The sequence below is a fragment of the Pseudomonas fluorescens genome (genome assembly GCF_002837185.1).
GTDB classification, from domain to species: Bacteria; Pseudomonadota; Gammaproteobacteria; order Pseudomonadales; family Pseudomonadaceae; genus Aquipseudomonas; species Aquipseudomonas fluorescens_AM.
Genome location: NZ_KZ478028.1, coordinates 22,494 through 37,130, shown reverse-complemented (window position 1 = coordinate 37,130; position 14,637 = coordinate 22,494). Strand labels below are relative to the sequence as shown.

At 62.2% G+C, this 14,637-nt stretch carries 14 protein-coding genes; 6 read left to right on the top strand and 8 right to left on the bottom strand.

Going from position 1 to position 14,637, the window contains the following annotated elements; genetic code table 11:
* Positions 1–253: 253 nt before the first annotated feature.
* The 6 genes from CIB54_RS25295 to CIB54_RS25270 form a co-directional block, all read right to left on the bottom strand.
* A complete protein-coding gene (locus CIB54_RS25295; protein WP_101221295.1) occupies positions 254–1,207 on the bottom strand; it encodes a D-2-hydroxyacid dehydrogenase family protein in 954 nt (317 codons plus the stop codon).
* A gap of 18 nt (positions 1,208–1,225) precedes the next feature.
* Positions 1,226–2,227 (bottom strand): alpha/beta fold hydrolase, encoded by a 1,002-nt coding sequence (locus tag CIB54_RS25290; protein ID WP_101221298.1) that lies wholly within the window; start codon positions 2,225–2,227, stop codon positions 1,226–1,228.
* A 46-nt stretch (positions 2,228–2,273) separates the two neighbouring features.
* Entirely contained in the window at positions 2,274–2,717 is a 444-nt protein-coding gene (locus tag CIB54_RS25285) for a YqaA family protein (protein ID WP_101221294.1), read from the bottom strand.
* 88 nt (positions 2,718–2,805) lie between these two features.
* Positions 2,806–3,276 carry an SRPBCC family protein gene (locus tag CIB54_RS25280; RefSeq protein WP_101221293.1) on the bottom strand — a complete coding sequence of 157 codons (471 nt, stop codon included), beginning with the start codon at positions 3,274–3,276 and terminating at the stop codon, positions 2,806–2,808.
* 89 nt (positions 3,277–3,365) lie between these two features.
* Positions 3,366–5,360, bottom strand: coding sequence for a methyl-accepting chemotaxis protein (locus tag CIB54_RS25275; RefSeq protein WP_065952621.1), 1,995 nt, complete (start codon positions 5,358–5,360; stop codon positions 3,366–3,368).
* A 132-nt stretch (positions 5,361–5,492) separates the two neighbouring features.
* Positions 5,493–6,488 (bottom strand): aldo/keto reductase, encoded by a 996-nt coding sequence (locus tag CIB54_RS25270; RefSeq protein WP_101221292.1) that lies wholly within the window; start codon positions 6,486–6,488, stop codon positions 5,493–5,495.
* Positions 6,489–6,602: 114 nt separating this feature from the next.
* On the opposite strand from CIB54_RS25270, the gene CIB54_RS25265 reads away from it, so the two are divergent.
* Positions 6,603–7,526 carry a LysR family transcriptional regulator gene (locus tag CIB54_RS25265; protein ID WP_101221291.1) on the top strand — a complete coding sequence of 308 codons (924 nt, stop codon included), beginning with the start codon at positions 6,603–6,605 and terminating at the stop codon, positions 7,524–7,526.
* Here CIB54_RS25265 and CIB54_RS25260 read toward each other — a convergent pair.
* Entirely contained in the window at positions 7,519–9,060 is a 1,542-nt protein-coding gene (locus CIB54_RS25260; RefSeq protein WP_101221290.1) for a M91 family zinc metallopeptidase, read from the bottom strand. The two genes, CIB54_RS25265 and CIB54_RS25260, sit on opposite strands and share 8 nt — an antisense overlap.
* Before the next feature lie 108 nt (positions 9,061–9,168).
* On the bottom strand, positions 9,169–10,077 hold the full coding sequence (locus CIB54_RS25255; RefSeq protein ID WP_101221289.1) for an AraC family transcriptional regulator: 909 nt from the start codon (positions 10,075–10,077) through the stop codon (positions 9,169–9,171).
* 102 nt (positions 10,078–10,179) lie between these two features.
* Between CIB54_RS25255 and CIB54_RS25250 the strand changes: the two genes are divergently transcribed.
* Genes CIB54_RS25250 through CIB54_RS25230 form a run of 5 tightly spaced genes read left to right on the top strand, consistent with a single transcriptional unit; the run spans position 10,180 to position 14,596 of the window.
* On the top strand, positions 10,180–10,740 hold the full coding sequence (locus CIB54_RS25250) for a carboxymuconolactone decarboxylase family protein (protein WP_101221288.1): 561 nt from the start codon (positions 10,180–10,182) through the stop codon (positions 10,738–10,740).
* Between the two features lie 41 nt (positions 10,741–10,781).
* A complete protein-coding gene (locus CIB54_RS25245) occupies positions 10,782–11,843 on the top strand; it encodes an acyl-CoA dehydrogenase family protein (RefSeq protein WP_101221287.1) in 1,062 nt (353 codons plus the stop codon).
* Positions 11,840–12,643 (top strand): ABC transporter ATP-binding protein, encoded by an 804-nt coding sequence (locus CIB54_RS25240; RefSeq protein ID WP_101221286.1) that lies wholly within the window; start codon positions 11,840–11,842, stop codon positions 12,641–12,643. Before CIB54_RS25245 ends, CIB54_RS25240 begins: the two co-directional genes overlap by 4 nt.
* Positions 12,630–13,829: an ABC transporter substrate-binding protein gene (locus CIB54_RS25235; protein WP_101221285.1), complete on the top strand. Its 1,200-nt coding sequence runs from the start codon at positions 12,630–12,632 to the stop codon at positions 13,827–13,829. Before CIB54_RS25240 ends, CIB54_RS25235 begins: the two co-directional genes overlap by 14 nt.
* Positions 13,826–14,596, top strand: a complete 771-nt coding sequence (locus CIB54_RS25230) for an ABC transporter permease (RefSeq protein WP_101221284.1) — start codon at positions 13,826–13,828, stop codon at positions 14,594–14,596. The genes CIB54_RS25235 and CIB54_RS25230 overlap by 4 nt, the downstream gene beginning before the upstream one ends.
* Positions 14,597–14,637 lie beyond the last annotated feature (41 nt).

The window sequence follows — 14,637 nt, the reverse complement described above, 5'->3', positions numbered from 1 at the left end:
AGCGAGGTGCCGAGTGGTGGGGCAAGAGCCTTTTTGGTTACTTTTGGGGCTCTTTTCCAAAAGTGACCCGCTGTAAAAGCGGAACCCATAGCAGCCGTGACCGCAGAAACGGATATGTACCCGGTCCGACCCAACATCCTGGTCGGCCCAGAGGCTGCCATCGGGGGCAAGCCCCCTCCCACACAAATCAACAGCGTATGCCAACATTGTGCACTTTGGGATTTTCATTCAAGGCATGCGCTTTATTGGTGCGTCAGCCGAGCACCCGAATGGGCACGCCGTTCGCCCAGGCTTGAATATCTTCGATCATCTGCTGGTAGAACTGCCGGTAGTTTTGCTCGCTGACGTAACCGACATGGGGCGTGGCCAGTACGTTGGGCAGAGAGCGGAAGGGATGCTCAAGGGGGAGTGGCTCCTGGCTATAGACGTCCAGCGCCGCGCCGGCCAGACGCCCGTTGCTCAGCGCATCCACCAGTGCCTGTTCATCCACAATCGATCCACGCGCCGTGTTCACCAGGTGCGCGCCGGGTTTCATCCAGCCCAGTGCCTGCGCGTCGACCAGCCCGCGGCTGCGTTCGCTGAGGACCAGGTGAATGGTGAGAATGTCAGCCTGCTCGAACAGCTCGCGCTTGCTGACCCAAGTCACCCCCGACTCGGCGGCCCGTTGCGGGGTGAGGTTTTCGCTCCAGGCAATCACGCGCATGCCGAATACCTGGGCGAATTGTGCGACTTTCTGCCCGATGCTGCCCAGCCCCAGGATGCCCAGCGTCTTGCCATGCAGGTCGCCGCCCAGGCCGACCTGCCACCCGCCGGCGCGCAGGGCGTTGGCTTCGGCCAGCAGGTTGCGCGTCGAGGCCATGATCAGGGCCCAGGTCAGCTCCGGCGCAGCCTGCTTATAGCTGTCGGTACCGCACACCTGGATCCCCAACGCCTGGGCGGCGGACAGGTCGATGGCGGCGTTGCGCATGCCACCGGTCACCAGCAACTTGAGCCTGGGCAGGCCCCGCAGCAGGGCCTGGTCGAAAGGCGAACGTTCGCGCATGACGCAAATCACGTCGAACCTCTGCAAGCGTTCGACCATCGTGACGGTGTCGGCGGGGTAGTCGTGGAGAAAGTGCACCTGGCCCAGGGGATCGAGTACCGACCAATCCACCACGCTACTGGCCACTTGCTGCCAATCATCAATCACGGCGATCTGTAGCGACATGCACGCGTCCCCAAAGGATTAAAGGGCGTTCAAACCCTGCAACAGCGCGGTATGAAACTGCGCCGGTTCTTCCATCTGCGGCGCATGGCCCAGGCCGGGAAACTCCACCAGCGTGGCATGGGGAATCAGCTTGGCCACCTGCTTGCCCAACACTTGATAATTGCCGATCCGCGCCTTCACCGCCGGCGGCGCCAGGTCCTTGCCGATGGCGGTGGTGTCGCTGGTGCCGATCAGCAGCAGGGTGGGCACTTGCACGTTCTTGAACTCGTAGTACACCGGCTGGGTGAAGATCATGTCGTAAATCAACGCCGAGTTCCAGGCCACTCGGGTATGCCCCGGGCCCTGGTTCAGGCCGGCGAGCATGTCCACCCAGCGCTCGTATTCGGGCTTCCAGCGCCCCCCGTAATACGTGTCGCGCTCGTATTTGCGTACGCCGTCGGCGCTCAGTTTCAGCTCGCGTTGATACCACTGGTCAACGCTCTGGTGGGGTACGCCCAGGGCCTTCCAGTCTTCCAGGCCGATGGGATTGACCAGGGCGAGTTGTTCGGTCTGTGCCGGGTACATCAAGGCATAGCGCGTGGCCAGCATGCCGCCGGTGGAGTGACCGAGCAGCGTGGCTTTTTGAATGCCGAGCTTTTCCAGCAACTGGTGGGTGTTGAGCGCCAGTTGCTGGAAGCTGTACTGGTAATGCTCGGGCTTGCTGGAGGTGCAAAAGCCGATCTGGTCCGGCGCGATCACGCGGTAACCGGCGTCGCTCAGGGCTTTGATCGATGCCTCCCAGGTGGCGCCGCAGAAGTTCTTGCCGTGCATCAGCACCACGCTGCGCCCGTTGGCTTTACCGTTGGCCGGGACATCCATATAGCCCATTTGCAGGCTTTCACCCTGGGACTCGAAGTTGAAGCGTTCAACCGGATAGGGGTACTGGAAACCCTGGAGTTCAGGGCCGTAGGTGGCGGCAAACGCCGGCGCGGCGCTGGCCGTGAGCAGGCCGGCGATGCACAGGTCACGGATGGAAGGCATGGTCATAAGCTCCGGGAAAGATGTTCCGGATGCTGTTTGGGGAAGATTAACGGGGGATTAACACCCAGTGCAGGGTGATTGCGGCAAGCACGCCGTAGCGCAGCGCCTTGGCCAGGGTGACCAGCAGCAGGAACCGCCAGAGCGGTTCGCGCATGACACCGGCCACCAGGGTCAGCGGGTCGCCAATGATCGGCACCCAACTGAGCAGCAGCGTCCAATGCCCCCAGCGCGCGTAGTGGCTGCGCGCCTTGTCCAGTTGCCGTGCGCTGACCGGAAACCAGCGCCGCGCCTTGAAGCGCTGCACCGAACGCCCCAGCAGCCAGTTGACCAGCGAACCCAGCACATTGCCCAGCGTGGCGATGCCCAACAGCAGCCAGAGGTTGTAATGCCCGCTGAGCAGCAGCCCGACGAGCACGGCCTCCGACTGCAGGGGCAGCAACGTCGCCGCGCCAAAGGCGGCGACGAACAGCCCAAGGTACGCCATCAACATCGGGCTGGGGCTCGTTGCAAAGAGAATTTCATGGGGGTCTCAGTGAAGGCGCGACAAGGGGCCCGGCATTTTCCCTGAATCGGGTCAGTTAAGCGATAGAGCGGTCTATGGCTGAATTTTCCAGGCGATGCTTGAGGCGGTCCAGCGCAACACCCGAGAGTGCGATCATGCGTTCATGCAAGGTCGCCAGTTGCAGCTCGGTCTCATAGGTCAATACGCGCTTGAACAGCGTGCCGCCCTGATGCGCGTGCAGCACATACTCAATGCAGCCATCGACCGCCAGCGAGGTGAACACGGTCTTGAACTCGTTGGGGCACCGGGCGACTTGCACGCGGTAGCTCAGCGCAAGGCGGATGCCCAGCAGGTCGATGATTTCGGTAAAACGCGCGCCGGCCGGCAGCGAACCGCAGGTGCCGGTGTCGGCGCTGAGGGAGGAGGGGTGCCATTCGTGCCAGCGGTCGGGCTGGGTCACGTAGTCATAGACGGTCTCGACTGCCGCCAGGATGAAGCGTTCCTGACTGATCCGCTTCAGGCGCACTGGCTGCTCGGTCGCATGCATGACACACCTTCCTGTGTGGGGAGTGTTAAACCAGGAGTTGTCAGGATAGTTCGACTCCCGCGCTGTGCACGGGAGTATTCCGGCCTGGATCAACGCACTTTGAAGCGTCCCATCAAGGCAATCACCCGGCCATTGGCTTCCAGCAGGCTTTGGGTATTGGTTTCGGTGGCATGACCGCTTTCTACCAACTCTTCAACCATTTGTCGGATCTGCACCATGCTGCGGTTGATCTCTTCGGTCACTGCGCTCTGTTGCTCGGCGGCCGTTGCGATCTGGGTGCTGAGGTTGTTGATGTGGCTGACTGAGCCGGCCATCTCGTCGAGCCCGGTGTTCACCCGCGCCGTGGCATCCGCCGCCGACTGGCAACTGGCCTGGGTGTTTTCCATGGCCGCTACCGACGAGCTGACGCCGGTGGTCAAGCGCGCCAGCATCTCGTTGATCTGCGAGGTGCTGGACTGGGTGCGTGCGGCCAGTGCGCGTACCTCGTCGGCCACTACGGCAAACCCGCGGCCTTGCTCGCCGGCCCGCGCCGCTTCGATCGCGGCGTTGAGCGCCAGCAGGTTGGTCTGGCCGGCGATGGCACCGATCACGCCGAGGGTTTCGGTGATGCGCGCGGCATCCTGGCGCATGTTTTCGACGGTGTGGGTCGCGCTGGCCACTTCACCGATCAGGGCACTGACGCTGGTGGACGCTTCGCCTACCACCACCCGTGAACGGTCGGCATGCTCGTTGGCACGCTGGGTGAAAGCCGCCGTTTCTGCGGCATTTTGCGCGACGGTGTCGGCGGTGGAGCTCATTTCGGTGATGGCGGTCACCGTCTGATCCGTCTCCGACGCGTGGCGCAACAGGATCTGGTTGGTGTGCGCCGAAGTGTGCTGCAACTGCTCAAGGCCCGAGGCCATGGCGCCGGTGGCCTGGGTCACTTCGCCGATCATGTTTTGCAGATAAACGATAAAGCGGTTCACCGAGTGGCCGATGGCGCCGAGTTCGTCTTCGGCGCGGATGGTGATGCGCCGCGTGAGGTCGGCGTCGCCGGCGGACAGTGCGTCGATATTGCCCTTGAGCGCTTTCATGCGCTGTACCAGTTGGCGAATGGCGTACGCCGCCAGCAGCACCAGCAGGATCACCATCGGGATTTGCAGCAGTGCCAGAGTGCCGAGCACATCATTGCGCTGGGCGGTGATCAACGAGGTGGGCAGGGCGGTCGCCAGGAACCATGGTGTGCCTTCGATCGGGCGCATGTAAAAGGTGCTGGCCACGCCCTGGTTGTCGAACTCGGCGCGTTGCAGGGCCTGGTCGCGATGGGCGAGGGCTTTGCTGACCTGGGCGGCGAACGCCGACGTGCCGGTCAGCTCACTGATATTCTTCAGTACGACCGGGCTGCTGATGCGCGAGCTGTTGCTGATGATCTTGCCGTCGCCTTCGACGATCAGCATTTGCCCGTCAATGTCTTTTTCCTTGCTGGCCACCAGGTCGTTGAAGAAGCCCAGGGTTACGTCGATGGTCGCCACGCCATAGGCGGCGCCGTCACGCTGGATCGCCATGGCGCAGTTGGTGCGCGGCTCCTGGCTGGCATCGTCCTTGTAGGCCGCGGCCCAGGCGCATTGGCCACGGGGTGAGGCCAGGCCGCCCTTGTACCAGCTCTGGTCATAATAGTTGGGCGCGGCGTCGCTGTTCCAGAAGGTGTTGACCGCCAGCTTGCCCGAGGCATCACGGTGCCAGAACGTGCTGTGCTTGTTACGCCCGGGCGTGCGCTGGTTGGGCAGCGGCCAGATACCGCCGCCGAACACTTTCAGCTCGCCGTACTGGTCAACAAGGCCGGGCAGGACCTTGTCGATGGCGTCGCTGTCGAGCAAAGGAATCGTTTGGGTGATGGTGCGTTGCTGGGCCTGAACCTTGTTCAGTTCGCCCTGGATCTGTTCGGCCACCTCGGCGATGCGGTTGAGTACCACCTGTTCTTCGGTGTATTGCAGCTTGGGCGCGACCAACTGGCCGATACCCACGACGGTCAACACCAATAACACCAGGACGAACAGCACCAGGAACAGGGTATAGCGGGCTTGGATGGAGCGCAGTGGGGGCATGGGGTCGTCCTTACGAAGCGTTATTGTCGACGCGGCTTTATTAGAGCTTCGTAGGGCTATCGGCCTGGATCGGGGGAGCTTTAGGTGCGCGGGTGCAAGAAAGTGCAGGCGCCGTCGGACGGCGCCGCAAGGTCAGATTTCCAGCATTGCCATCACCTCCTCGGGGTAGCGCAAGCCGGCCGTTGCATCAGCCGTAAAGATCGCCGCCAGCGCCGCCAGTTCGGTCGCGGTTAGGCTGATCGACACGGCGGCCACATTCTCTTCCAGGTATTTACGTTGCTTGGTGCCGGGTATCGGCACGATGTAGTCGCCTTGGGCCAATACCCAGGCCAGCGCCAGTTGGCCCGCCGTCACGCCTTTATCCGCCGCCAGCGCTTGCACCTGCGTGACCAGTTGCAGGTTCTTCGCGAAATTCTCGCCCTGGAAACGCGGGTTGAAGCGGCGGTAGTCCTCGGCGCCGAAATCCTCCGGGCGCTTCAATGCACCGGTCAGAAAACCCCGGCCCAGCGGACTGTAAGGTACGAATGCGACGCCCAGGCGCTGGCAGGCGGCGAGGCAGCCGTTGTCTTCCTGATCGCGACTCCACAGCGAGTATTCACTTTGCAGGGCGCTGATGGGATGGACCTTATGCGCCCGTTCCAGTGTGGCGGCGCACGCTTCGCTCAGGCCCAGGTAACGCACCTTGCCCTGTTGCACCAGCTCGGCCATGGCGCCGACGGTTTCTTCGATGGCCACCTCGGGATCGATGCGGTGCTGGTAATACAGGTCCAGGGTGTCAATGCCCAGGCGTTGCAGCGTGCCGTCGATGGACGCGCGCACGTAGTCGGGGCGCCCGTTCACGCCACGCAGCGCCTGGTTCGCCGGGTCGCGCAGGATGCCGAACTTGCTGGCCAGGAACACCTGATCGCGCTTGCCGGCGATGGCCTTGCCTATCAGCTGTTCATTGGTGTGGGGGCCGTACATGTCGGCGGTATCGAGGAAGTTGACGCCCAACTCCAGCGCGCGGTGCAGGGTGGCGATCGCCTCCGAGGTATCGGTGCCCGGTGCGTAGAAATCGCTCATGCCCATGCAGCCGAGGCCGATGGCGGAGACGTGGGGGCCGTTGGTGCCGAGTTGACGAGTGCGCATGGTTTAAGCTCCTGTGGGTGAAGATACCCATTGTCACGCTCGACAAAACCTGGATAAACAGGCTAAAAGCACTATCACTGTTTGGAAAATCTAAACAATCGCCAGGAACTCATCGTGGACCGTTTCAATGCCATGCGCGTATTCACCCGGATTGTGGAGTTGGGCGGTTTCGCCAGGGCGGCGGACAGCCTGCAACTGCCGCGCGCCTCGGTGACGATCCTGATCAAGCAACTGGAGGCGCACCTTGGCGTGCAACTGCTGCAACGCACCACGCGCCAGGTCAGCCCGACCCTGGACGGCGCGGCGTACTACCAGCGGTGCGTGCAGTTGCTGGCGGACCTTGAGGAAACCGAGGCGGTGTTTTCCGCCCGCCGACAGAACCCGCGAGGCACGCTGAGCATTGATATGCCGTCGGGCATTGGCCGTCTGATCGTGATTCCGGCGTTGCCGACCTTCACCGCGCTCTATCCGCAGATCGAGCTGGATATCGGGCTCAATGATCGCCCGGTGGATTTGATTCGCGAAGGGGTCGATTGCGTGCTGCGCGGTGGCCTGGCGCTGGACGAATCGCTGGTGGCGCGTCCGCTGGCGATGATGGACCAACTGACGCTGGCCAGTCCCGCGTATCTGCAACGCATGGGCGTGCCCGCCAGCCTGGACGAGTTGGCGAAGCACCAGATGATCGAATATGTCTCCAGCGCCAGTGGCAAGCGCTTTGGCCTGGAATTCCAGCTCGGCGCCGAACGGCGCACGGTCAACCTGGCGAAGGTGGTTGCGGTAAACAGTTCCGATGGCTATTTCGCCGCCTGTGAAGCGGGCTACGGGCTGATCCAGGCGCCGCATTATCATGCGATGAAGCAACTGGCCGAGGGCACGCTGGTGGAGGTGTTGCCGCAGGTGGCGGTGCCGACAATGGCATTGACGGCGCTGTACCCGCCGCACCGACAGCTGTCCCGACGGGTGAGGGTGTTTGTCGACTGGCTGGTGCAACTGTGCGCCGAGCCGGACAACGGTTTGCAACGGGCTCAAATCAAGTAAGGTAGCTTGTACGTTCGGGTAAGCCCAGTTCGCGTCTCATACCGTTCTCCGTGAAATGCTCAGGGTTGACGTTGGTTGCTGGATTAGACGGGCCGTTGAAATGAAAAGGCGGTGCGCTGCTGGGCAACCCAACGACTTGAAATTCAGTGTTGTTAATCGCGCTTGAATAGTTGGGGTCGGACGGCGATTGTTCTCGAGTAGTGCCCGGTAGGTTGGTGCCTGTTGCACCGTTATAAGCATGCCCGGTTTCGTGGGTCAACCCAACGATCGGGGGGTCGAATGTGCGTCCACTGGGGTCTTCAATATCCGTCCGATTATAAGCAACTACGCCCTTGTCGGCGAGTGAGCCTGGCTTGTTGTCGGTGATTCTGCCTCTTCGTGGATCGTCCCTTTCGATGTTACGTATGCCGTCCTGCCGAGCTTTATCCAGCTCTGTGCTTCCGAACAGGTAGCTGCTCCCTTTTTGGGTCTCCTCTCTGATAGCGATTTTGCCTCCTGCCAGCGAGGCTTGTTTATCCATGTCCGCCAGAATTTTCCGCCCATTTGGCGAACTACGTAGAAACTCAAAGTCATCCTCCACGCGTTGCTTGAATTCGGGCGAACTCAACGTGCTGACCTTGAAGCCGGCATCACCGTCCTCGGTGGGCTCTACTCGCCTGAATACCGAGTTTTGAGAGCGGTCGTAGGTATCGTTGTCCTTGGCGTAAATCAGGTCGCCACGCTGGTTATTGCTGATTTGGTCTTGACCTCTGCCGCTGTAAAAGGTGGTTCGGTCGTGGCCCACCAGGTGGTCATCGCCTTTGCCACCATGCAGGATAGTGTGACCATTGCCCGCGTGCAGCAGGTCGCTTCCGCTACCGCCGTCCAAGTAGCTTTGCTTGCCGGCGGGACCTGCAGCGGCGTAGAGGCGATCGTTACCGTTGTTCCCGTACATGACCGCATTGCCCGTGCCGCCCATGATGGTATCGTCGCCGTCATTGCCTTCGGCGTAGCCGGAATTCGAACCCAAGGTAAGCGTATCGTTGCCCGCTCCGCCCAGGAGCCTGGTTCGGCCGCTACCCGCTCGAAGCGTGTCGTTGCCTTCTCCGCCTTCGATGGTGACTTTGTTATTTACATCTGGACTGATCCGTACGTCATCGTTCCCACCCTGGGTCTTTATATGCAAATCCACGGGACGTTCATATTTATCACGCGCTTCAAACGAGTGGGACCTGCCATTGATCTGCAGGATCAATCGCTCGTCAGCTGATTTGCTCACATGAACAGTATCGGCAGCATTTCCGGTTTGTACCAACAAACTGACCCTTTTGAGATAAGGCGGCTCCTCGTAAACGTCCCATGTGGCCTGTCGGTTTATGGTGGTGTAACCGTCGCTGTAGAGGGGCTCACTCTTGGTTCGAATACCGTTCTCGCCTGGGCTGTATAAACTTGGCGCATCGTAGATAGAACCGTTGGTGCGCGTAGCTGCTGTATGCGCCGGCAAGCCTGGGCTATTGCTTGCGCCGTGCGTAGGCGCGGAGGTCAGGTTGATCATTGATCATATTCCATTGACTGATGGGAGGCCGATGGATATGTGTCGCTTTATGAAAAGTCGGTTCCGTCTTGCAGCAACTGATGTCGATTAAAACCGCGCGTAGGCGGATTAATACCGCACCTTGCTTTTACGGTAGGCCCCCGGTTGCTGACCGGTGACTTTATGAAACGCCCGGGTAAACGCCGCCACCGACTGATAACCCACCGCCAGCGATACCTGCGCCACGGTCTGGTCCGTCTGGAACAACTGGCACGCGTGGCGCATGCGCATCATCAAAAGCACCTGGCCCGGTGACTGTCCGCACAGCTCATGGAAGCGTTTGAAAAACGCCGAGCGTGACAGTCCGGTGCAGGCGGCCATGCTTTGCAGTGTCCAGTTCTCTGCCGGGCGTGCGATCAGTTGTTCCAACAAATCGGCGAATGCCGGTTGCCGACCGAGTGCCGCCAGGCCGCCCAATTCAGTGTTATCGAGCACCTGTTGACGTAGCACATACAGAAACAGCAGGTGGCACAGGCGTTCGAGCAAGGCCTGGGAGGGCGCCGGCAGGCGTTCGCATTCCTGCAGGATCAGTGCGAACAGGTTGCGCGCGGCGGTCAACGACGGGTCGCCGGCGCGCAGGATGATCCAGGCGGGCAGGCTGTCGACGATCATCGCCGAGAGCCCGGATTGAAAGTGAAAGAAGCCGCAGACCAGACCCACCCCATCGGTGGCACGGCTGTCCAGGGGCAGCATCGGCCGGCGCGGGCATTCTTGCGCGCCGGCTGCGCTGTCGGCGCCGGACAGCCGATATTCGAGGTCACGCAGCAGGAACACGGCATCGCCATTGTTCAGGTATTCAGTCGGCTGGCCGTCGATATGCAGCCAGCATTCGCCTTGCACAATCAGATGAAAACTCGCCCGGGCCAGGCCATGGGTGCTCGCGTGCCAGTCGCCGCAATAGCGACCGACGTGAAACAGGCTGGTGTTGAGTTCGAGGCTGTCTAATAACCAATCGACAAGTGCACTGGACGAATTCATCTAACGAAAAGACTCTGGAGCAAGTAATCGCTACTTTAGCCTATTGAGGGGTTTTTTTATAACCAACAGACTGGAGTCATTCACCCATCAGGAGACGACTCCATGTCCCGTGTACCACTGCTTACCCCTGAAACCGCACCGGAGGCCGCCAAGCCCTTCCTGGAGAATGCGCTGAAAGGCTCGGGGTTTATTCCTAACCTGCTCGCCGTATTGGCCAATGCGCCGGCGGCACTGGAAACCTACGTTACCGTGTCCGCTCTGAACGCCCAGTCAGCCCTGAGCCTGGCGGAGCGTGAAGTGGTGCAATTGATCGCTGCGACCAGCCACGGTTGCGATTTTTGCGTTGCCGGGCACACCGCAGTGGCGCGTAACAAAGCCAAGTTGCCCGAGCAAGTGATCGAGGCGCTGCGCCAGCGCGGTGAACTGCCCGATGCCCGCTATGAGACACTTGCTGCGTTCACCCGTGAAGTGATTGCCACCCGTGGCGATGTCAGCGATGCCGGCTATGACGCGTTCCGCGCCGCCGGCTATACCGACGGGCAGGCGCTGGAAGTGATCCTGGGGGTCAGCCTGGCGACGCTGTGCAATTTCGCCAACGTGTTCGCGCGTACGCCGTTGAACCCGGAGCTGGCGCAATACCGTTGGGAAAAACCGGCCAGCTGAATCGGCGCTGATCCACCTGTTGTCATCAAGGAGAAACACCCATGCTTGACCCGATCTTGAGCCGTTGGCTCGATGTTCAAGCGCAGGCCCTGGACGTGGGCAGTTGCGATCCACAGGAAGTGCTGCCGCGACTGGCAGAGGCCAATGTGTTGCGAGTCGGCGTGCCTAAAGCCCTCGGTGGCCTGGGCGGCGACGTGGCGGGGGCGGTGGAGGCCATCGCCAATATTGCCAGTCATTCCCTGGCGGCGGCGTTCGTCTGCTGGGGCCAGCGCTCCTTTATCGAATACCTGCTGCAAAGCCCCAATGCGCGGCTGCGCGAGCAACTGCTGCCGGACTTGATCAGCGGCAAGCTGGCCGGTGCCACGGGGCTTTCGAATGCGATGAAGTTTCTGTCCGGCATCGAGACGCTGCAGATCAGCGCCGAGCCCACCGACCACGGCTGGACCCTCAACGGACGCCTGCATTGGGTGACCAACCTGCGCAGGAACGGCTTTGTCGCCGCCGCAGCCATCGAACACGCCGGTGGCGGCGCGCCGTTTATCCTGGCGATCCCGGATTCAGTGGCCGGCTTGCAGCGCTCCCGCGACCTGGAATTGCTCGGGTTACAGTCGAGCAATACCGCTGCCCTCGGCCTGGAAGGCGTGGAGCTGAGCCGCGACTGGCTGCTGCACGAGGACGCGCGTCAGTTCCTGCCCGCCGTGCGCCCGGCGTTCCTGGGCTTGCAATGCGGCCTGTCGATCGGGTTGGCGCGGCGTTCCCTGGCGGAGGTGGCCCATCACTTGGGCGCTTCGCGCACCGTGTTACGTGAAGAGCTCGAAGCGCTGCGGGTGACCCTCGATCACCTGGTCACTGAACTCAAGAACGGCCTGTTGGCCGGGCGCTTCGCCGCCGAACCGGTGCCGTTGTTCAAGCTGCGCATTGCCCTGGCGGAAACTGCCGCCGGCGCTGTGCAGCTGGAGCTGCAGGCCAGCGGCGGCAAGGCCTACCTCACCGCCCATGGCAGCGGCTTTGCCCGGCGCTGGCGCGAATCGGCGTTTGTGCCGATCGTCACGCCCAGCCTGGTGCAGCTGCGCACCGAACTGCAACGCCAGGCCAATCCATGAGCCCGGCGGTAATGACGGCCCGGGGTGTGTGCCTGGGGTATGCCAGTGGCCCGGTGTTGCAGGGCTTCGACCTGCAGCTGCAGCCCGGCGAAGTGGTGTCGATCCTCGGTCCCAGCGGCGTGGGCAAGTCCAGCCTGTTACGGGTGCTGGCCGGTTTACAGGCGCCCCAGGGCGGCAGCGTGCACGTGCTGGGTGAGCCGTTGAACGGCCCGCATCCACGGGTGGCGGTGGCGTTTCAGGACCCCAGCCTGCTGCCCTGGCTGAACCTGGAAAAGAACGTCGCCTTCGGTCTGGATTTCGCCCGTCAACCGCATTTGAGCAGCGAAGAACGCCGCCGGCGTGTCGACCACGCGATTGCCGCGGTCGGCCTGGAACACGCCCGTCACCAGTTCCCCGCGCAGTTGTCCGGCGGCATGGCCCAGCGCACTGCATTGGCCCGCTGCCTGGCGCGCCAGCCACAGGTGCTGCTGCTGGACGAGCCCTTCGGCGCCCTGGATGAAGTGACCCGTGCGGACATGCAGCACCTGTTGCTCAAGGTCAATCGCGAACAGGGCTCGGCGGCGGTGCTGATCACCCACGACATCGATGAGGCGTTGCTGTTGTCCGACCGTATCCTGCTGCTGGGTAACCGCCCGGCACGCACGCTGGGCGAATGGCGAATCGATCTGCCGCAACCGCGTGAGGAGCAGGTCGAAGCCATCGGCGCGCTGCGCATCGACATTCTTAAAACCCTGCGGCAGGCGAGCCGCCCTCAACCCAACCCCCTTGAACTGCTGGAGCCTAGCCATGTGTCTGGATGACCTGACCCACTCGCGCCGTGATTTTCTCAAACTGTCTGCGGTGCTCAGCGCCGCCGGCGCCTTGCCGTTGCTGAGCAGCCTGCAGGCGCGCGCCGCCAGTGAGCCCGACGCGCCGGTACGCATCGGCTACCTGCCGATCACCGACGCCACGCCGCTGTTGGTCGCGCACAATAACGGGCTGTTCGAAGCCGAGGGTATCAAGGCCGAACGTCCGGTGTTGCTGCGCAGTTGGGCCCAGGTGATCGAAGCGTTTATCTCGGGCCAGGTCAATGTGATTCACCTGTTGTCGCCCATGACCGTATGGGCGCGCTATGGCAGCAAGGTGCCGGCCAAGGTGGTGGCGTGGAACCACGTGGGCGGTTCGGGCCTGACCGTGGCGCCGGGCATCACCGACGTGAAGCAACTGGGCGGCAAGTCGGTGGCGATTCCGTTCTGGTATTCGATTCATAACGTGGTGGTGCAGCAGTTGTTCCGCGACAATGGGCTGACCCCGGTATCTCGTGCGGCGGGCGGTGCGATTGCCGCCAATGAAGTCAATCTGCTCGTGCTGCCGCCTTCGGACATGCCGCCGGCGTTGGCCAGCAAGCGCATCGACGGTTATATCGTCGCCGAGCCGTTCAACGCACTGGCGGAGAACCTCAAGGTCGGCCGGGTGCAGCGTTTCACCGGCGATGTATGGCGCAACCATGCGTGCTGCGTGGTGTTCATGCACGAGCATGACCTGACCCAGCGCCCGGCGTGGTCGCAGAAAGTGGTGAACGCCATCGTCAAGGCCCAGGTCTGGACCCGCGACCATCGCGAAGAAGCGGTGAAGCTGTTGTCCAAGGACGGCCCGAACCGCTACACGCCGCATGCCGAACCGGTGTTGAGCAAGGTGTTGGCGCCTGCCGCCGCCGATCGCGCCGGGTACCTGGCCGACGGCGCGATCCGCCACGCCAGCTGGGACCAGCACCGCATCGACTTCCAGCCTTACCCATTCCCCAGCTACACCGAGGAATTGGTACGCCGTCTGAAAGACACCTTGATCGAAGGCGACAAGAAATTCCTTGCTGAGCTGGACCCGGCCTTCGTCGCCAGGGACCTGGTCGATGACCGTTTCGTGCGCAACGCCATCGAGGCGGTCGGCGGCATGAAGACCTTCGGCTTGCCCGATGGTTATGAGCGCAACGAGGAGATTGGCGTTTGAACAGCGGCAAAACCGTAGCGTGGCCGGGCTGGTTGCTCGGGTTGGGCGGCTTGGCAGGGTTATTGGTGCTCTGGTGGCTGGGCGTCAAGGTATTGGGCGATGCGGATGGATTGTCTTCGCGTTTTTCCCTGGCGGCCACATTCAGCAGCCTGTGGGAACTGTTGGGGCGCAGCGAGCTGTACCTGCATATTGCGGTGAGTCTCAAGCGTATTTTTATCGGGTTGTTTTTGGCCTTGCTGGTGGGGGGGCCGCTGGGGCTGCTGGTCGGCAGCTCGCGCAACCTGGAGGCTGCGACCACCCCGGCCTTCCAGTTTTTGCGCATGATCTCGCCGCTGTCCTGGATGCCCATCGTAGTGATGCTGATGGGGGTAGGCGACCAGCCGATTTACTTCCTGCTGGCGTTCGCCGCGGTGTGGCCGATCATGCTCAACACGGCTGCCGGCGTGCGTCATCTCGACCCGCGTTGGCTGCAGTTGAGCAAGAGCCTGAGCGCCACGCGTTGGGAGACGTTGCGGCGGGTGATCATTCCTGGGGTGGTGGGGCATGTGTTGACGGGGGTGCGCCTGGCCATCGGTATTCTGTGGATTGTGCTGGTGCCGTGCGAAATGCTTGGGGTCAGTGCGGGGCTGGGGTATTACATCCTCGATACGCGTGACCGGCTGGCGTATTCGGAATTGATGGCGATGGTGTTGCTGATCGGGCTGCTGGGGTTCGCGCTGGATGCATTGGCGCGGTGGTTGCACCAGCGCTGGGTGCATGCTGACTGATGGTTCGAGCCGCTGCCTGCGTGCTGTGCAAGCAGCGGCTC